General features: G+C 45.1%; 19 protein-coding genes. All 19 read right to left on the minus strand.

Annotated elements, in window-relative coordinates:
• Positions 1-31 precede the first annotated feature (31 nt).
• Positions 32-1,066 (minus strand): potassium channel family protein, encoded by a 1,035-nt coding sequence (locus tag L1D31_RS09095; protein ID WP_239836759.1) that lies wholly within the window; start codon positions 1,064-1,066, stop codon positions 32-34.
• Positions 1,067-1,259: 193 nt separating this feature from the next.
• Complete coding sequence (gene nadA, locus L1D31_RS09100) at positions 1,260-2,321, minus strand: quinolinate synthase NadA (RefSeq protein WP_239836760.1); 1,062 nt, start codon at positions 2,319-2,321, stop codon at positions 1,260-1,262.
• Between the two features lie 136 nt (positions 2,322-2,457).
• A complete protein-coding gene (gene ybgF, locus L1D31_RS09105) occupies positions 2,458-3,234 on the minus strand; it encodes a tol-pal system protein YbgF (RefSeq protein WP_239836761.1) in 777 nt (258 codons plus the stop codon).
• A 15-nt stretch (positions 3,235-3,249) separates the two neighbouring features.
• A complete protein-coding gene (gene pal / locus L1D31_RS09110; protein ID WP_239836762.1) occupies positions 3,250-3,789 on the minus strand; it encodes a peptidoglycan-associated lipoprotein Pal in 540 nt (179 codons plus the stop codon).
• 37 nt (positions 3,790-3,826) lie between these two features.
• Positions 3,827-5,179, minus strand: coding sequence for a Tol-Pal system beta propeller repeat protein TolB (gene tolB / locus L1D31_RS09115; protein ID WP_239836763.1), 1,353 nt, complete (start codon positions 5,177-5,179; stop codon positions 3,827-3,829).
• 10 nt (positions 5,180-5,189) lie between these two features.
• Complete coding sequence (gene tolA, locus L1D31_RS09120; protein ID WP_239836764.1) at positions 5,190-6,263, minus strand: cell envelope integrity protein TolA; 1,074 nt, start codon at positions 6,261-6,263, stop codon at positions 5,190-5,192.
• A 13-nt stretch (positions 6,264-6,276) separates the two neighbouring features.
• Positions 6,277-6,720, minus strand: a complete 444-nt coding sequence (locus L1D31_RS09125; RefSeq protein WP_239836765.1) for an ExbD/TolR family protein — start codon at positions 6,718-6,720, stop codon at positions 6,277-6,279.
• 5 nt (positions 6,721-6,725) lie between these two features.
• A complete protein-coding gene (tolQ, locus tag L1D31_RS09130) occupies positions 6,726-7,424 on the minus strand; it encodes a protein TolQ (protein WP_239836766.1) in 699 nt (232 codons plus the stop codon).
• Positions 7,414-7,833, minus strand: coding sequence for a tol-pal system-associated acyl-CoA thioesterase (ybgC, locus tag L1D31_RS09135; protein WP_239836767.1), 420 nt, complete (start codon positions 7,831-7,833; stop codon positions 7,414-7,416). The genes tolQ and ybgC overlap by 11 nt, the downstream gene beginning before the upstream one ends.
• Positions 7,834-7,998: 165 nt before the next feature.
• Positions 7,999-8,301: a cyd operon protein YbgE gene (gene ybgE, locus L1D31_RS09140; protein ID WP_239836768.1), complete on the minus strand. Its 303-nt coding sequence runs from the start codon at positions 8,299-8,301 to the stop codon at positions 7,999-8,001.
• On the minus strand, positions 8,294-8,401 hold the full coding sequence (cydX, locus tag L1D31_RS09145; protein WP_000270284.1) for a cytochrome bd-I oxidase subunit CydX: 108 nt from the start codon (positions 8,399-8,401) through the stop codon (positions 8,294-8,296). Before cydX ends, ybgE begins: the two co-directional genes overlap by 8 nt.
• A gap of 12 nt (positions 8,402-8,413) precedes the next feature.
• Positions 8,414-9,550 carry a cytochrome d ubiquinol oxidase subunit II gene (cydB, locus tag L1D31_RS09150; protein WP_239836769.1) on the minus strand — a complete coding sequence of 379 codons (1,137 nt, stop codon included), beginning with the start codon at positions 9,548-9,550 and terminating at the stop codon, positions 8,414-8,416.
• Positions 9,551-9,565: 15 nt separating this feature from the next.
• A complete protein-coding gene (cydA, locus tag L1D31_RS09155) occupies positions 9,566-11,152 on the minus strand; it encodes a cytochrome ubiquinol oxidase subunit I (protein ID WP_239836770.1) in 1,587 nt (528 codons plus the stop codon).
• 458 nt (positions 11,153-11,610) lie between these two features.
• Positions 11,611-12,615 carry a Holliday junction branch migration DNA helicase RuvB gene (gene ruvB / locus L1D31_RS09160; protein ID WP_239836771.1) on the minus strand — a complete coding sequence of 335 codons (1,005 nt, stop codon included), beginning with the start codon at positions 12,613-12,615 and terminating at the stop codon, positions 11,611-11,613.
• A gap of 20 nt (positions 12,616-12,635) precedes the next feature.
• The gene (gene ruvA / locus L1D31_RS09165; RefSeq protein ID WP_239836911.1) at positions 12,636-13,253 is read right to left on the minus strand and encodes a Holliday junction branch migration protein RuvA; all 618 of its coding nucleotides are present in this window, start codon (positions 13,251-13,253) and stop codon (positions 12,636-12,638) included.
• Positions 13,254-13,331: 78 nt separating this feature from the next.
• Positions 13,332-14,783 (minus strand): methyl-accepting chemotaxis protein, encoded by a 1,452-nt coding sequence (locus tag L1D31_RS09170; RefSeq protein WP_239836772.1) that lies wholly within the window; start codon positions 14,781-14,783, stop codon positions 13,332-13,334.
• A 123-nt stretch (positions 14,784-14,906) separates the two neighbouring features.
• On the minus strand, positions 14,907-15,428 hold the full coding sequence (gene ruvC, locus L1D31_RS09175; RefSeq protein WP_006962853.1) for a crossover junction endodeoxyribonuclease RuvC: 522 nt from the start codon (positions 15,426-15,428) through the stop codon (positions 14,907-14,909).
• A gap of 68 nt (positions 15,429-15,496) precedes the next feature.
• Entirely contained in the window at positions 15,497-17,236 is a 1,740-nt protein-coding gene (locus L1D31_RS09180) for an alpha-galactosidase (protein WP_239836773.1), read from the minus strand.
• A gap of 294 nt (positions 17,237-17,530) precedes the next feature.
• Positions 17,531-18,508, minus strand: a complete 978-nt coding sequence (locus L1D31_RS09185) for a porin (RefSeq protein ID WP_239836774.1) — start codon at positions 18,506-18,508, stop codon at positions 17,531-17,533.
• Positions 18,509-18,858 lie beyond the last annotated feature (350 nt).

Consider the following 18,858-nt stretch of genomic DNA (forward strand, 5'->3'; position numbering starts at 1 on the left):
CCTGCGCTCGAAAAAATTAAAATACTCGTTACTAAAAATTCCGTTCCCATTCAAAAGACTCTATCCGTTCATCTGCGATGTAAAACAACTTAGTTCCTGGTGGGATGACCGTATCTAAATCAGGGTTGAGCTCAATCCCTTTCCCTGTATCAATGGCGATAAGTGTCGCCTGATAGGCACGCTTGATGTATACAAATATAGACTGCACATCCGTAGCAGCTGCGTCTTCCGGGTAGGTGGTTGAATACTGGGTCATTCCTCGCGTCGAAGCCAATAGTTCCTGATGAAGAGCACTAGAGCCAGGGTCCACCGCTGCTTTTGCGAGCATTTCCGCACCAACAGCTGGAATACACTCAGCATTAGGGCAATGTTGATTTAACAATCGGCTTAGTGCTTCGTCTTTAAAGTACGCGAGTAAATGTGCCTTTGGGTTCACATTTGCAGAGTACAAGGCCGCTGACAGCGTAATATCATCTTCTAAGTTGTCCACTACAATACAACTTGCTTGTGTAATCGACGCTTTTTCCATCTCTTGTTCGTCTGTGTAGCTGGTCACTTTAACAAAACCTATTTCTCCAGGGAGCGGGTTTTCAATATCAGAGCGACTACACAGGACTATAGGGCGCTTCCCCTCTTCCTCATGCTGTAGCATGCGAATAAGATGCATTGTTCGTTGACCATTCCAGCCCAAAAGCAGAATATGATTTTCCACACCAACTCTCCGTTTTCCTAATATGCCTGCCCGCCAGTAATCCACTGAAGCAGAAGCTAACCGTCCAATTAATGCAGCAAACAAGGTTAAGCCGCCCGGTATAACAAATAAAATGACTACCCATTTTCCCGCTTCGGTCACTGGTGAATAATCGCCATAGCCCACCGTCGACGCAGTGACCATGAGGTAATAAACAAACGTCGAAACATCTTCTGTAAGAGCTGTTTCCCCACTTGCAACCAAGGCCAGCCAAGACAATGCAATGTAGACTAAAAGCAATACCATAAGGTTACGATTGCTTAATTGAAACAAGCGTACTTGAAGCCACTTTTTAAAGACGAACCACGCTGACATACTTTCACTTACTCGACTGATTACTATCAATATTCTTACAGACTAACTGACTCATGACCGATAAGCCAATCCTGTCACTTACAGTGATATGTACCCAAGTTACTCATTTCACCGAACTCAACAAAAGCGATTGCTATGAAGTATGGGAAACAAAAAAGCCAGCTTCACGAAGCTGGCTTACATTCAATATCGTTTAGGCGTTACCTTTAACCTGCATGTTAAGCTTCTCTGCGAAGTCGAGCATACGATTAAGTGGAATTAATGACTTAACGCGAAGCGCTTCATCAACAAAAATTTCATGCTGTTCACCACCTTCACGCAGCGCTTGCTCAATCGCTTTGAGACCATTCATCGCCATCCACGGACAATGGGCACAGCTACGACAAGTGGCTCCTGCACCGGCTGTTGGTGCTTCAATCAGTTCTTTCTCCGGAACCAGTTGCTGCATCTTAAAAAAGATACCTTTATCAGTCGCAACAATCATTTTTTGCTGAGGAAGCTCTTTCGCAGCTTTGATCAGCTGGCTGGTTGATCCAACTGCGTCGGCAAGCTCGACAACACTCGCTGGTGATTCAGGGTGTACGAGAATAGCAGCTTCAGGATACAAGCCTTTCATCTTACGTAATGCATCAGCAGAAAATTCATCGTGAACCACACATTCACCTTGCCACAGCAGCATGTCTGCCCCAGTTTGGTTGGCAATGTATGAACCTAAATGACGATCAGGCCCCCAGATAATAGGTTTGTCTTCAGAATCTAAGTGCTCGACGATTTCCAAAGCAATACTTGAGGTAACCACCCAGTCAGCACGGGCTTTTACTGCTGCTGAAGTATTGGCATACACCACAACAGTATGGTCTGGATGAGCATCACAAAACTCTGTGAACTTATCGGCAGGACAGCCCAAATCTAACGAACATTCAGCTTCAAGTGTTGGCATAAGGATACGCTTTTCTGGCGTCAAGATCTTCGCAGACTCGCCCATAAAGCGCACACCACCAATGATCAATGTACTCGCAGGATGGCGGTTACCAAACTTAGCCATCTCTAGTGAATCACCAACAAATCCACCAGTCTCTTCGGCGAGTGCTTGGATCTCAGGGTCCGTGTAGTAATGGGCAATCAATACCGCGTCTTTCTCTTTAAGCAATGCTTTAATATTTTTAATGTGCGCTTGCTTTTGTTCGTCTGTCAGCGGTGTTGGTTTTGGCGGGAAAGGGTAAACTGTTTCGATTGTATCTAAAATGTGGCTCATTGCTCTTGCTCTACGCAACTTCCAGTAATCCGAGTATTGTAACCTTAACCCAGATCAAGATGCCAGTTTCCACAAGAATTACTTATAGTGTTTATAGAGCCAATAAAAAAGGAGTGACCATGCACTCCTTTCCAAGTTACTTAATACGCTCTGCGGCTAATTTCGCAGAAGCACTATCAGGATATTCATCAAGTACTTGTTGATAGTATTTTTTTGCCTGTGCTGCATTGTTATTACGTTGAGCAATATCGCCCAGTTTAACTAACGCATCTGCACGCTTATTCGAATCTTTATAAGATACCACAGCAGCAAAGCTCTTCACCGCATCTTGGTCTTGCTTCTTAGCAAAATAAAGCTGACCTAACCAATAATGCGCATTCGGCGAGAATGTTGAATCAGGAAAGTCTTTCTGAAATTGCTGGAACGCTGAAATCGCTCCTGTGTAATCTCGTTTTTTAAGAATTAAGTCTACGGCGTTCTGGTAAGCCGTTTGTTCATCAGCGTTGGTACTAAATTTACCCGCTGGTTTAGCATTAGCATCGCTTGTAGACGTAGTCGCAACTGGGGCACTATTCACTTGACCGCGAAGTTTATCAAGTTCGATAAACAGCTCACGTTGACGTTGCAGCATCTGCTGCATGTCATAGTTATTCTTTTCTAGCTGACCACGAAGGTCACTAATTTCCAGTGCCATTTCATCTAGCTGTTGCTGCATTTGCAACTGAACACGATTACGGTTTTCTAATAAACGTTCGAGACGTTGAACTTCGGTTTCATTAGCCGGAGCGGCTGAGGAGGATGGCGCAGAGTGACTAGCACTGATATCTGATACTGGAGCTGGTGCAGCGAACACAGAGTTCGCTGCACTTGCCAGTAACGTAAGCGTAACTACGCGCTTAAGGTTACTGAACATAAGGACTTTCCTTGATTAGTATACTAGAACCGCACGACGGTTCTTAGCGTATACATCTTCCGCTTGACCTAGAAGAAGAGGCTTCTCTTCACCATAGCTCACGATTGAGATTTGATCCGCTTGAACACCTAATGCTTGTAGGTACTTAGCAACTGCCGTCGCACGACGCTCACCAAGAGCGATGTTGTACTCAGGAGTACCGCGCTCATCTGCATGACCTTCGATAGTCACTTTTAGCGCTGGGTTTTTGCTTAGGTAAGCCGCGTGTGCTGCTAGCATTTCTTCGTAGTCACCAGCGATGGTTGCGTTGTCAAACGCGAAGTAAATTGTTTGAGACTCACGAAGTGCCTGCTCTTTAAGCTCTTGCTCAGAAAGTTGGCCGTTCTCACCGATTGGTGAAACTACTGTTGTATCAACACCATTAGCAGAACCAGATGTTGATTGGTTCGTTTCAGAACCAGAAGCGTTAGCTGCATCATCGCTTGAACTACACGCTGTAACAGCTAGAACTGGTAGCGCAATCAATAGCCCTTTTAGAACTTTGTTTAGTTGCATTGTTATATTTTCCTTACTTTTTGATACTTATTACTTGCTACAAGAACGGAGACCATGCTGGTGCACGGACACGACCGTTTGTTGCCGGTAATCGAGCTTTAAAGCGTCCATCTATAGAAACCATTGAAAGTACATTGGTTTTATTAAAGATAGAGCTATAAATAACCATACCGCCATTTGGTGCGATGCTCGGCGATTCATCTAGCAAAGTTTTGGTCAGAATTTGAACGGCACCCGTTTCAAGATCCTGCTTCGCCAAATTGAAGCCCGAGTTACTACGATTGACCATTACTAGGAATCGTCCATCAGGTGTAATTTGCCCACCTAGGTTCTGATGCCCCTGCCAGGTAAGGCGGTTGGTTGAACCACCAGCCAAATCTACTTGATAAATCTGAGGTTTACCACCCCGATCCGAGGTAAAGATCAAGGATTTGCCGTCAGGATGCCAAAATGGTTCCGTATTATTTGATCTACCACGTGTTATTTGTGTCAACTTACGGGTTTTCAAATCCAATGTATACACTTGCAGGCTGCCAGTTTTCGACAACACTAAAGCTAGTTTATTACCATCAGGAGAGAATCGTGGCGCACCATTATGACGTGGGTATGACGTTACTTTTTCACGCTCACCAGTATAGATGTTCATGATATAGATTTCTGACTGGCCGTTTTGGAAACTCACATAAGCCAGTTTCTTACCATCTGGTGACCAAGCTGGGGACATCAGCGGCTGCTTAGAACGTAATACCAAACGCTCATTGTAACCATCATAATCAGACACGCGTAACTGATACGGGTAGCTGTCTTTGTCATTCACAACAACATAAGTAATACGAGTCAAAAAAGCACCACGTTCGCCTGTCAGCTCTTCATAAACTAAGTCAGAAATACGGTGGGCATATTCACGTAAGCGCTCGCCAGGAACCGTTGCACGCTTGTTGAATAGAACATGATCTTTAGACAGTACCAGTTGGCCATCCGTACTTAATGCCTTACTTTTCCCTTGCGTTAACTGACCTCGAACCACATCAACGAGCTGATAGTTAACGACATAGTTCCCCTCAGCATTTTGAGAAATCGTCCCTGTTAGCAGCGCATCAACACCTAACCCCGTCCAAGCATCAAAATTGATTTCAGTTTCACTGTATGGAGTTTGTGGCATTTTACTTGTTGCCACGGGGCTGAACTTACCACTTCGCTGTAAATCCGAGGCAATAATCGCCGAAACATCATGAGGTAATTTAGTTGAACCTTCCCATTTGAATGGGACAATAGCGATTGGACGTGCAGAGTCAATGCCGTCTGTAATCACAAGTTCCAGCGCCGCATTGGCCATCTGAAACACGCTCATCACTGTGAGCAAACATCCTAATACTAGTCGCTTTAACACAAGCTTTTCCTTATGACTTAGGTTCTACGGTTAAATTGATACTTTTTAGCTTGTTAATGACATCTTGCTCTTTGGGCAATGGAAAACTACCCACCTGAGCAACAGCACGCTTTGTTGCAGAACATAAACGGCTATCACCATCAAGCACACTTAAATTGCCAACTATTGCACCTGACCCCGTCGGTATCAGGCGCAGGTTAACTCTGCAGGACTTTCCCCGAAAGCTATCCTCCAAAAGCAAATTTTGCTGAATTAGCTGAGTATAAATAGCGCCATAACGGTCCGTTTCACTATTTACATGCTGTTGCCTTGCCGAGCTATTCTGCTCTGCTTCGTTTTCAAGGCCCGAAAAAATATTATCTAACGCTGCTTCTTGCTCTTTACGCTCACGCTCTAAACGTTCTAAACGCTCCTTCTCCTTACGCGCTTTTTCAGCGGCTTCTTTGGCTGCTTTTTCTTTAGCTATACGTTGTTTTTCAGCTTTTTCGGCTGCTTCACGTTGACGGCGAGCTTTCTCTTCCGCTTCTTTTGCCGCTTTCTCTCGAGCAACTCGCTCTTTTTCTGCCTTAGCAATTGCAGCCTGTTTAGCCAACCGTTCCTGCTCTGCTTTTTTAATGGCTTCTTCTTTCGCTTTACGTTCAGCTTCAAGTTTCGCAGCACGCTCACGCTCTTTACGTACACGAGCTTCTTCTGCTTTCCGCTCTTTCTCTTTCTGTTGTCTCGCTCTCTCAGCCTCGCGCGCGGCTTTTACCTCTCTCGCTTGCTGCTCTTTTAGCTTACGAATACGCTCTTCTTCAGCTTTGCGATTCTTCTCAAGTTGTTCACTCTCACGGCGTAACTTATCCAAGCGATCTTGCTCTTTCTTCGCTGCAGCTTCTCTCTGGGTGCGTATTTGCTGTGCTTGCTGACGAACTAAATTCGGATCTATTACCACTGCCTGAACCATCTGTCCGGAAGGTTCAGGTTTGGACATGGTAAAGTCCGTCCCCCAAATCAACGCAACGATCAAAAGCAAATGCAGTACCGCTGATATCACTATCGGCTTAGTGTAATCACTCTTTTTTTTCGGTTTCGTGTCTTTCATAACCAGAGAGCGCTTATTCCTTTATGTCCGTCAATAAACCAACTTTAGGGATACCCGCGCGGCTTAATTCATCCAATACTAAGACAACTTCCGCATACGGCGTTGAAGCATCACCACCCACTGCGACTGGCGAATCCGGCTTCAGCGAAAGCTCCGCTTTTACCCGTACGATAACATCCTGAAGAGAAAGGCCTCTTATCACGTCTTCATCGTTCACACTCAGGCCTAAATTACCCTCGCGATCGATTTCGACAATGATAAAGCTGGCATCACTATCTCCAGCTAAATCAGAGGCAGGCTTTGCTGTCGTGGTTTTTGGCAGCTCAACATCAACGCCCTGTGTTACAAATGGGGAAGTCACCATGAAAATGATCAATAAAACCAGCATAACGTCGATATAAGGAACAACGTTAATTTCTGCCGTCATCTTACGTTTTTTAGGTTGGTAGCCAGCCATATCCATTAGTCCCTAGTGGAAGAGTCACGCCCAGCCATAGCTTGGCGATGTAGGATACTGTGGAATTCTTCGGAAAAAGTCGCGTAGTTATGTTCCAGCTTACCGACTTTATTGCTCAAGCGGTTATAGGCCATGACTGCAGGGATCGCAGCAAACAGGCCCATAGCTGTCGCGATAAGCGCTTCGGCAATTCCTGGTGCCACCATAGCAAGTGTTGCTTGCTTAACTTCACCCAAAGCAATGAATGCATGCATAATGCCCCAAACGGTACCAAACAGACCAATATATGGACTGATAGAACCTACGGTTGCAAGGAATGGCAGATTAGTCTCTAACTCGTCCACTTCGCGTGCCACAGCGACACGCATCGCACGACCAGTGCCTTCCATGATAAAGTCTGGCGAATCAGAGTTAGATTTTCGAAGGCGAGCAAACTCAGTAAAACCGGAATAGAAAATTTCTTCGGTGCCAGCCAATTCATCTTTACGCTTTTTCGCATTTTGATACAGGACAGAGAGATCTGTACCTGACCAGAATTTATCTTCAAATGTCTCTGCGCTTTTTGACGCTTGAGAAAGCACTTTGCTGCGCTTAATGATCATTGCCCACGACACGATCGACATACCTAACAAGGTCAACATCACCATTTTTACGAGCAGGCTTGCTTGCAAAAACAGGTCAAGCATTGAAATATCAGCGGTCACTGTGAGTAAACTCCATAACTATTGATTGAGGAATCGCTTTTGGCCTCATTTTTTTATTATCGATGCATGCTACCTTAACCATTGCTTTACACAATGTTTTAGCATCAGGATTTACGATCTCTTGACAGAAAATAAGGGTGGCTTTCTTGATCTCTGCAACCGATGTCTTAACCGTCAGACGGTCTTCAAGACGGGCACCTTGCAGAAAATCAATGTCCATATGTCGGACTACGAAACCGATGTTTTGTTCCAAAAGGCTGGATTGTGAAACACCAATACTGGTCAGGTATTCCGAACGACTACGCTCAAAATACTTGAGGTAGTTGGCATGATAGACCACACCACCAACATCAGTATCTTCGTAATAAACTGTTACCGGCAGCTCAAATACCGCACGCTCGTCTTGCACATCAATCCCTTTCTACCATTTGAGGTGCTTTACTATAACGCAACTCATTACCGTTTATGCAATGGTTAATAACGGTTTTCAAAGGTTTAGACAAAAAAATAGCGTCAACTATCAATGAGTGACGCTATTGTGACTATTTAGTGGATAATTTTCAGTCAGTTCAACTTATAAAGCACGTATTAATGTTAAATAAATTAGAATCGTTAAGGAAAAATAGGGACTGAATAATACTTGCCAATACCAGTTTTTCGGCTTAAAGCTCAAACCAAAGATCATGCTGGAACAAATAGCCCAAATCATTAGCGGAGAGATTAAAGCATTAAAGCCGCCAATAGAGGCTGAATATTGCTCCGGATCCCACATCACCATAGCCACATGGTAAAAGCCGAGAATCAAAGATAAGGCTCTGAATAGAGCCTTATCCATTGGCGCATGTAGCTTAGCTACTTGCTCCGGCAGATTACTCACTATCTTTATCCATCATTTCAGAATGCTCTAACCAAAGAGCGTTGATGATGCCGAATGCACAAGCAAGTAGTACACCTAGAATCCATGCGAAATACCACATAGTAATAGCTCCTTAGTAAAGTGAGTTTTTGTTGTCTTCAATGAACTTGCTGTCCAGACGACCAAACATCTTGTAGTAAGTCCAAATGGTGTAAGCCAAGATAATAGGCACCATGATAAAGGCAACACCAGTCATTAGGTTGAGCGTCAATTCAGATGACGTTGCATCCCACATTGTCAGGCTGTGGTTAGGCATCAAATCAGAAGGCATGATGAATGGGAACATCGCCAGACCCGCTGTAAAAATAATACCTGCATTACCTAGACTTGAAGCGAAGAATGCAATACCACCACGCTCAAGACGTGAAGCCAATACAGTCACAAGAGACATTACTACACCCAGCGCCGGAGCAATCCACATCAATGGGTACTGCTCGAAGTTGTTCATCCAAGCCCCCGCTTCACGAATTACTTCTTTAGCAAGTGGGTTAGAGGAGCCGTTATGGTCAATTGCACTGGTAATCACATAGCCTTCGATGCTTTGAACCCAGAAACCAGCTGCAACGAAAGTCGCAACCGTTAGTAGACCCATGATTTGTGCAACACTACGCGAGCGAGCGTGAACTTCGTCTGTAGTCTTCATCTGTAGCCAAGTAGCGCCCTGCATTAAAATCATGAACAAGCTGACTAAACCACATAATAAGGCGAATGGGTTTAATAGACCAAAGAATGAACCGTGATACGTTGGCATCAAAAATTCAGTCAACTGGAACGGTACACCTTGCAGTAGATTACCAAACGCCACACCAAAGATGATTGGTGGAACGAAGCCACTGATAGAAATACAAATGTCCCACGTTTGACGCCACTTAGTATCTTCAATCTTTGAGCGATAAGAGAGACCCAAAGGTCTTAACCACAACGCAGCCAAGGTCAGAATCATCGCCAGATAGAATCCAGAGAACGACGTTGCGTAAACTAAAGGCCATGCAGCAAACAGAGCACCACCTGCTGTCACCAACCAAACTTGGTTGCCTTCCCAGTGAGGTGCGATTGAGTTAATCATCACACGGCGTTCAGTGTCATTTTTTCCGATTACAGGTACTAGCGCGCCAACACCCATATCGAAACCATCAGTCACTGCGAAGCCTACCAGGAGAACACCGATCAGAACCCACCAGATAAGTCGCAAGATTTCGTATTCAAACATATGTTTCTCCTTGCTTTACGCGTCTACTTGACGACTAACTTTGTCTTCAACAGAGTCAGCGTTTTGCTCAAAGTGGTAGCGACCTGTTTTCAGGCTGCTAGGGCCTTTGCGAGCAAATTTCAGCATCAAGTACACTTCTGCAATCAGGAAGACGGTGTATAGCGCCAAGATTGCAAACAGTGACGTCCAGATTTCTCCAGCGGTGAGTGCCGATGCCGCCACATGTACAGGTAGAATTTCACCCACAGCCCATGGCTGACGACCAAACTCAGCAACAAACCAACCTGCTTCGATAGCAATCCAAGGCAGTGGAATACTCAGCAACGCGGCTTTTAGTACCCATGGTTTTTGCTCGATCTTCTGACGACAAGTCTGGATGAATGCGGCACCGAATACGAATAGCATGATAAAGCCACATGCAACCATGATTCGGAACGACCAGAATAGTGGCCAAACTGTTGGGATAGAATCATCCGCCGCGGCTTGAATTTGATCTTCAGTCGCATCAACCACGTTTTCTGTATAACGCTTCAGAAGAAGACCGTAACCTAGGTCACCTTTCACTTCATCAAAGGCGGCCATGTTTTCTTCTGACTTGTCACCTGCACGAAGCTTCTCAAGTAGTTCATAGGCGTATATACCAGTGCGAATACGATCAACGTGTTCATCACGAAGGTCACGTAGACCTGTTACTTGCTCATCCAAAGAACGAGTCGCAATGATACCCATGACGTAAGGAATCTTGATCGCATAATCAGTATGCATGGTTTCCTGATTTGGCAGACCAAACAAAGTGAAAGCGGCTGGTGCTGGCTCGGTGTGCCATTCTGCTTCTACTGCTGCCAGTTTTACTTTCTGTACTTCACCTAATTCATAACCAGATTCGTCACCAAGCACGATTACAGACAGGATTGCCGCCATACCAAAAGAGGCTGCAATGGCGAATGAACGACGAGCGAAAGCGATGTCACGACCTTTTAATAGGTAGTAAGAACTGATGCCAAGAATAAACATCGCGCCTGTCGTATAGCCCGAAGCGACCGTGTGAACGAATTTCACCTGAGCCACAGGGTTAAGAACCACTTCAGCAAAGCTCACCATTTCCATTCGCATGGTTTCAAAGTTAAAGTCTGCCCCAACTGGATTTTGCATCCAGCCATTTGCAACCAAAATCCACAATGCCGAGAAGTTAGAACCTAGAGCGACTAACCAAGTGACAACTAAGTGTTGCCGTTTAGTCAATCGGTCCCAGCCGAAAAAGAAAAGGCCAACAAAAGTGGACTCAAGGAAGAAGGCAACCAACGCTTCGATGGCCAAAGGTGCCCCGAAGATGTCTCCGACGTAATGAGAATAGTAAGACCAGTTAGTACCAAACTGGAACTCCATCGTCAGACCGGTGGCAACACCTAGTACGAAGTTAATACCGAACAGCTTACCCCAGAACTTTGTCATGTCCTTATAGATTTGCTTATCCGTCATAACGTACAGAGATTCCATGATGGCGAGAAGGAAAGCCATACCCAGAGTCAATGGTACGAAGAGGAAGTGATACATCGCAGTGAGCGCAAACTGCAACCGCGACAGATCTACTACATCAATCATGTTTACTCCTATGTGTCGGCTGAAGACACTTTTTACATTTCTGCGGCATAAGTAAGCGTTGAACAAACTCAAACAATGTTGCTAAAGAACAGCATGTTGTTGCAAAAATGTACCGTAACGGTTAGTTAATTGTTAAGCATCAGCTAATATAGCTAGTGCTAATACTACTGCTAAAAACTTTCTGTTTCAAAAGGTTTGTATTTAGACTTCGCTTTGATTTGTATCAAATTTTGTGCGGCATTTTTGTCTAAAAAACCATCACATTGATCAACATCAACAGTTTAAACGAGCTTTTGTTAATTTGTGGTTATTTGTGAAGGAGAACAAGGTATTTATGCAAAACAAGTGCTTAACAACTCGTCTACTTTAGTTACCTAAATGGCAGGAGCAAGATTCCATTATTGTGACTTGAATCACTAAAAATAAAAACCAGCTCATATTGAGCTGGTCCTGAAAACTTATTTTTCAATTCCGAAATGAAGATAAGCCCTATCGGTAGCTATACGCCCTCTTGGCGTCCGCTGTAGATAGCCTTGCTGTATCAGATATGGCTCCAAGACATCTTCAATGGTGTCCTTCTCTTCACCAATGGCGGCTGCCATATTATCCAGCCCAACCGGCCCACCACCGAACTTCTCCATAATGGCTAACAGTAGCTTGCGGTCCATGTAATCAAAGCCCTGAGCATCAACATCCAACATATCCAGCGCTTTATCAGCAATGTCAGCACATATATGCCCATCACCTTTCACTTCCGCGTAGTCCCTCACTCGACGTAGTAAACGGTTAGCGATACGTGGTGTCCCACGTGCGCGTCTTGCCACTTCCAATGCCCCTTCTCCATCCATTGACAAGCCAAGGCAATCCGCACTGCGCTGAACAATATGCTGAAGATCTGGGATTTTGTAGTATTCAAGGCGCTGAGTTATGCCAAAGCGATCTCGAAGTGGAGAAGTTAACGAGCCCGCTCGCGTCGTGGCTCCTATTAGAGTGAATGGAGGCAAGTCAATTTTAATAGAGCGCGCGGCAGGACCTTCACCAATCATAATATCGAGTTGGTAGTCTTCCATCGCGGGATACAACACCTCTTCAACCATCGGACTCAAACGGTGAATCTCATCAATGAACAATACATCGTTTTCTTCTAGGTTGGTCAGAAGCGCGGCCAAGTCACCCGCTTTTTCCAGAACAGGACCAGATGTAGTGCGAATGTTTACGCCCATTTCATTGGCAACAATGTTTGCCAACGTGGTCTTACCTAAACCTGGAGGGCCAAAAATCAGCAGATGATCCAACGCCTCTTCCCGGAGGTTGGCTGCTTTGATGAAAATCTCCATTTGATCACGAACATGATCTTGACCTTGATAATCCGCCAGCTTCTTTGGACGAATGGCTCTATCGATGACGTCTTCTTCTTTATAAACCGCATTATCCGGTGCGATTAGACGATCCGCTTCAATCATTAACCGTTCCTAGTTGTCACTTAAACCATGGACTTCAGTGCTTCGCGGATCAGCTCTTCACTGCTCATCTCTGAAGTTTTAACCTGAGACACAACTTTAGAAGCTTGGGTCGGTTTGTAGCCTAGTGCAAGTAAGGCACTAATCGCTTCTTCTTCGGCATTAGATTGATCGGCTTGCGGTACAGAATCCACTGGAGCTGCGTCTGTATGAGGAGTGAACAAATCACCCGCCCCCCAGCCTTTGAGACGGTCTTTCATCTCGACGACCAGACGTTCCGCTGTTTTCTTACCAACACCCGGCAATTTAACCAGTGTTGAAATGTCTTCACGTTCAACACATGAAACAAATTGGCTGGCTGTCATACCTGACAATATACCCAAGCCCAGTTTCGGACCGACGCCATTAGCTTTAATCACTTCGCGGAATAGAGCGCGTTCTTTAACAGTATTAAAGCCATAGAGTAGCTGAGCATCTTCGCGAACAACAAAATGCGTGTAGATGATTGCTTCCTCACCAACATTCGGCAATTCGTAAAAGCAGCTCATCGGCATCTGAACTTCATAGCCAATACCGTTTACTTCAATCAACAATTCAGGGGGTTGCTTTTCAAGCAGAATGCCACGCAAACGTCCAATCACACTCAATACTCTTTGGAAATGAATTTGCGACAGGATAATAAAGAACTGGATAGACATCCAGTTCTTTATACGGTGTATCTAGATTTTTGAGACCACTAGATCAAGTTGGGATGTAAGAGTGCGCACTGTCTCGACCTGCCCGTTTAACTGCGCACCATTTTGTGCAACAAGCTCGGAAATGGTCTTGGTCTCCACCACACCATTGGCCACTTCACTGCTCGCTTCATCCAGTTCTTTGAGTGCCGACATTTGGTTGGTCATGATATTGGCTAAGCCGTTTACATCTTTCGAAATACCTGTCACTTGTTCGATGACTTCTTTCATTCGCGTCGCACTAGCGTGGACCACCTCTTGACCGTGACGCACTTCCTGTTCGCTTCGGTCAAGCAAGTTACGAATCTCCACGGCAGACTCACTACTCTTAGCTGATAACTCACGAACCTGATCCGCCACCACAGCAAACCCTCTGCCCTGTTCACCTGCGCGAGCGGCTTCAATCGCTGCATTCAGTGCCAGTAAATTGGTTTGTTCCGCAACCGAAGTGATCAAATCAGCGACTTTCATGATTTGATCATGGCTGTCGATGATCTGGCTTATTGCACTGATAGAAGCTTCAAGCAGTTCTGAGCTCTTCTCCGCCTGTTTATGGACAGCGTCACTTCGTCCGCGTAACTCAGTGACAAAGTGGCTAGAATCTTCAAGCCCCTCGGTCATCTGATGCACCTGCTGACTCATCTGTTCAGCGGCACTGGCCTGAGATTCACTATTGATGTTGAGCTGACTGACCTGGCTGTCGAGAGCTTCCGACTGAGACTCCAAAACTTGCGAGACTTCTTTCAATTGATGAGAATTCTGATTTGCTTGATCTAGTACACTCGATAAATGTCGCTCACCTTGCGTAGCTTTGTCGGCTACCGCTTCACTTTTTTGTTTTGCGTACTCTGCTAACTCAATCGCCTGCTCACGCTGTTTCGCCGTAAAGGCTTGAGCAATACAAATCACCACCAGCGGGAGAATGGTTCCTGACCATATTTCAATGCGCAATGCCGATGCAGATAGAATCAATTGAGGAAAGCGAAAATCAGAGAGATGAAGATACGTCATGGCAGCCGACGACGAAATGACAATCGCACTCCAACAAATCGCCATGCTCCTCGTCCCCGATAGGAAAAAAGCAACAACCAGTAAAGGCACCCAATAGGTTTGAGTTGACTCTACCACTCCGCCGCTTTGGTAAATGATGTTGAGCGCATGAACCGTCATACCGACAAACCCAAGATTGAGCGCAAAACCGGGATGTTTAAGCCACTTCAAACACGCCGCAGAAATCAGCTCTAATACAATAAGAAACACAGAAGTCAGCACCAAGCTGTCATGGCTGTGCTTACTCCATTTAATAAAGCTGTAAAGGCCGACGAGGAAAGCAATAAAAGTGAATAGAGACAGGATATCAGCCTGTCGCTGTTGTGATTTTGTCCAATTGTGTTGGCTCGGCATGCACGCACGACGCCAGAGAGTGGCTGGGTTCATTGTCAATCATCCTTGATTGAAAGTTGCAAGACCTCCGACCACTATAGGTTTACAACATTTTCATAACAAATCGCATTATTAGATCTGTTTAGGACGTCTCAGTTTTGAAATCACTATGCACAATCAACGGTAACGACCTCGTCGTGCACTGGTTGCTTTACCAGCCAAAGCAACTAAGGTTTTATTGGTATTCGCATGACAGATAGCAACGCCTAGGGCATCAGCGGCATCCGCTTGAGGCTTGGCAGGCAACTTGAGCATTGACTGCACCATGTGTTGCACCTGTTCTTTATCTGCGCCACCAGTCCCGACCACCGCCTGTTTGATTAAGCGCGCTGCGTATTCATATACCGGAAGGTCAGCATTCACTGCAGCAACGATCGCACTACCACGGGCTTGACCAAGCTTTAAGGCGGAGTCCGCATTGCGCGCCATAAACACTTGCTCAATAGCGAACACATCCGGTTGGAATTGGGTGATGATTTCGGTCACTCCGGCGTAGATTTGCTTGAGCCGTCCTGGCAGCTCTTTTTCTGATGTTCGAATACAGCCACTACCTAGATAATGAAGGTGACGTCCGGTTTGGCGGATGACGCCGTATCCAGTGATGCGGGAACCTGGGTCAATGCCCAAGATGATTGACATAGTGCTTATAAAACCTATTCGTTTAGCCAGCGCGTATCTTAGCTTACACCATGAGCATTAGCGAGGTTTCAGGGCGCAGTGACCACCGCTCTGCTCGATAAACCCGCATCCAGCGTCACTTCAATAACCGCAGTGCGCTCATGACTAAGCTTTTCCCCACTCCAGTAGTCATACCAATGCACTGGGAAATCAGACGTCAGAGTGACCTCTCGTGCTGGTTGCTGGAAATTAAATAGACAATGTAAGTCGTTTTGCTCCGTCATGGGTAGATACGCGTGGTGCAAACTCAATGACGTGAATCGGGCGGCATTTTGATTATGCTTTTGGCGGATAAACAAACGCGACAGTGTTCGCTGAGCAAACGGCGTCATCTCAGGTAATGGGTCACCTGATAACAACAGCCCACCACTCGCCAGCAATACATCACGATGAAATTCATAGTAACGCCGCTCAGTCGCTTGATTAGGTAGTGAGACTAACGTGGCGCAATCCGGATCAACCTGCCATAACTTCCGATGCTGCCAACTACGATAAAAGGTTTCTTTAGCAATCTGTTCGAAGCGCCTCTCATCTCGCTCGACATCGTCTGAGATCCGCATCGCATCAACCATACCAAGCGATGGCCACATTGGAGCATTACAGCCAAGAATCAACGCATCACCCGCTCCTTCGGCAATGGCTTCCATACCCAGCCGATACGCCTCTACACCTGTGATACCACTCTGATGTCTAAAACCTTTCAATGTTCCCCAATAGTTCGCATCGAGCTTGAATAACTCAATGCCCCACTCTTCACGCATCGTTTTCACTACGTTTGTTAGATGTTCCTGAACATCTGGATTAGACGTATCTAATATGTACCAAGGCGTACAACGCCAGCCCGCGTAAGTCACCTCTTCAGCTTTAAGTAATGAACCATCTTCATGAGTCACAAACCAATCTTGATGTTGCTTAAAAAGCTCCGATTCTGGCTGAGCAATAAAGGGAGCTAACCAAATTGCTGGTTTCTTGCCTTGGAGCTTAATTTCTTTGATCAGTGATTCTATACCAGATGGAAACTTGTTTGACGGTGTCAACCAATCGCCCATAAATGCCTGGTAACCGTCATCCAACAGAACATATTCGAGTTGTTGTAGATCACCTTGCATACACTTCATGTTATCCAGAATATGCCCTTGTGTAACTTCAGCGTAATAAGCGTACCAAGAGCACCAGCCAATTGGTGCGTCCTTCATAGTGCCCTGCCGAGCAGGATGATGTCGCGATATCAATGTCGCATATTCATCATAAAGGGTGGAAAGAGACGTTCCCTGCAGCACAACAACAGATTCGAGTTGATTAGAAGCCCAATCAAGCGGGTGAGTGTTTTCACCATCAATGCATATCTTCAACCAGGTGTGATTTTCAATATCGACAATTTCGAAATATCCAGCGAAACGGTGACAAGAAGTAAAACCAAATAGGGTGTAACCCATCGAATCTTCTACCACCAGATAGTTGTAGTAACGTTTTGCCGCAGTGGGAGGATAAATTCGGTAACTAGAAGAGTTGTCAGGACAACGTCCTATATCAATGGGGTGCTCCGCCGTGCCAGTCGTCTGAGCTAACATCTGAAAACCATCACCCAGCAAAGTGGCAGTATGCTCAAAGCCAAATTCAATAATCGCCAAGACATAACGTCCACCAATGGGATCATTATTCAACCCTTGATAAGTAAACGTAATCTCATTGTGATTAAGATCGGCCTGAAGATTGATGTCTCTTACTCGCAGGGTGCGACCATTCTCCAGTTTGACTGAAAACGACATAAATGAACTCCCAGACCCTATACATTTTTGCACTGTTAAACAAATTAGAGCACTAGGCTTTTTTATTGTCCAATCACTAACTTAGGTAATATTGGTCTAGGTCACGAATTGTCCACTTTAAATTCACAAGTTGAGTGAATACGGTTTTAAATGAGGTATAGCATAGAGATGAAGCGAAAAAGCCCTCCAACTCCGGGAGGGCGAAAAGGCAGTGGATTATTGCGCTAAGCTTCCTGCTTAAAAAAAGCCCACCTCAGTGGGCTTTAAGAGATATGAACAAACTCAGTCGTTAAATTAGAATGCGTAAGCCAGTTTAACGAATGATTCGATGTCGCCTTCTTCTGCGCCAACACCTAAGCTGTAACCTTCATCAGAGATGTGGTAAGCAACATCTACTAACGCCGTCATATTGTCAGTGAACGCGTAAGAACCGCCAAAGTTCACTGCCTCACGAGTGTCTTCGATCGTTACGTAGCCCACTGCTAGGTAAAGAGCATCGATAGTGTAACCCGCAGAAGTGTTGTACATCTTCACTTTTTTGCCATCTGCGAATTCTTCTTCGGCAAATGTCGCGCCAATACCTACTGAACCCAGCTTCACAGAGCCGTTCACTAGGTAAAGTTTGTCAGTAGTACCTTTATCCTCATCGTTATCTTCGTAACCAAAGTTAACCATGAAAGTGTCGTTTTCATAACCTAGGTAACCGTTGTAACCTGGTTGGCGCTCTTCTTCAGCAGAATCGTCCGTATAGTTGCGGTCACCATAGTAAGAGATGCCGTACTTAACGCCTTCTTTATCGCCTTCAAACTTAACTACCTGACGTGCGTCAGAAGCGTCATTTGGTGACCATAGGAACTCAATAGTTTGGTCTGCAGCACCATCCACTGCGTCGAGAGCTGTGTCGTTAGCATAACCAGCAGAAACAACACCAGCTCCAGTTTTGTAACCAACCCAAGTATCTGTGATAGTAAACGTTGAGTCTGATGTACCGTAGTCATTTTCTACGTCAAATTCACCACCAAACTTACCGACAATGTTGCCGTTTTCGTAATCAGCGAAGATATCAAAACCCGTGACACCACCGTTGTAAAACTCTTCGTCTTTTTGTTTTTCGAAATTATTTACTTCTTCGTTTTCTTTACGGTCTGTTTGGTAATAACCACCAACGGCGATTTCACCTGATACTGTAAATTGGTCGCCTGAAAGTGCGTCTGCGGCTACCGCTGAACCAGTAATGAGAGATAGGGCTACTGCTAAAACTGTCTTTTTCATTTTCTATGTTCCTATAGATTTTTATTTATGAGCGTCAAATACCACCTGCCCGCTCTGGCTATAGAAACTATTGGCACTAATAATTATTAACAAATGAATCAATAAAAATTAACCGTAGCCACATAATTAAGGTTGTCGAAAACACTTAAGTTTTATTAATCACTAATAACAAGTAACTCAATTAAAAGAAAAAAGTGCCCCATGCTGTCATAGAAGATGAAAAGCAGCCTTGTCACTCCAATGGACTGAATCACGAACATGATTGAGTAAACACCGCCATACCTATGCCCTGAGCAGAAATATTCTTTGCTTTCTCAACCTCAACTAAACTTATAACTAAGAGGTTTGAT

Source organism: Vibrio sp. Isolate23, from assembly GCF_022398095.1.
GTDB lineage: Bacteria > Pseudomonadota > Gammaproteobacteria > Enterobacterales > Vibrionaceae > Vibrio > Vibrio coralliilyticus_A.

Coding starts and splice junctions, on each gene's coding strand:
- L1D31_RS09095 (WP_239836759.1), bottom strand. CDS start 1,066: ATGTCAGCGTGGTTCGTCTTTAAAAAGTGGCTTCAAGTACGCTTGTTT.
- nadA (WP_239836760.1), bottom strand. CDS start 2,321: ATGAGCCACATTTTAGATACAATCGAAACAGTTTACCCTTTCCCGCCA.
- ybgF (WP_239836761.1), bottom strand. CDS start 3,234: ATGTTCAGTAACCTTAAGCGCGTAGTTACGCTTACGTTACTGGCAAGT.
- pal (WP_239836762.1), bottom strand. CDS start 3,789: ATGCAACTAAACAAAGTTCTAAAAGGGCTATTGATTGCGCTACCAGTT.
- tolA (WP_239836764.1), bottom strand. CDS start 6,263: ATGAAAGACACGAAACCGAAAAAAAAGAGTGATTACACTAAGCCGATA.
- L1D31_RS09125 (WP_239836765.1), bottom strand. CDS start 6,720: ATGGCTGGCTACCAACCTAAAAAACGTAAGATGACGGCAGAAATTAAC.
- cydX (WP_000270284.1), bottom strand. CDS start 8,401: ATGTGGTATTTCGCATGGATTCTAGGTGTACTACTTGCTTGTGCATTC.
- cydB (WP_239836769.1), bottom strand. CDS start 9,550: ATGTTTGAATACGAAATCTTGCGACTTATCTGGTGGGTTCTGATCGGT.
- cydA (WP_239836770.1), bottom strand. CDS start 11,152: ATGATTGATGTAGTAGATCTGTCGCGGTTGCAGTTTGCGCTCACTGCG.
- ruvB (WP_239836771.1), bottom strand. CDS start 12,615: ATGATTGAAGCGGATCGTCTAATCGCACCGGATAATGCGGTTTATAAA.
- L1D31_RS09170 (WP_239836772.1), bottom strand. CDS start 14,783: ATGAACCCAGCCACTCTCTGGCGTCGTGCGTGCATGCCGAGCCAACAC.
- ruvC (WP_006962853.1), bottom strand. CDS start 15,428: ATGTCAATCATCTTGGGCATTGACCCAGGTTCCCGCATCACTGGATAC.
- L1D31_RS09180 (WP_239836773.1), bottom strand. CDS start 17,236: ATGTCGTTTTCAGTCAAACTGGAGAATGGTCGCACCCTGCGAGTAAGA.
- L1D31_RS09185 (WP_239836774.1), bottom strand. CDS start 18,508: ATGAAAAAGACAGTTTTAGCAGTAGCCCTATCTCTCATTACTGGTTCA.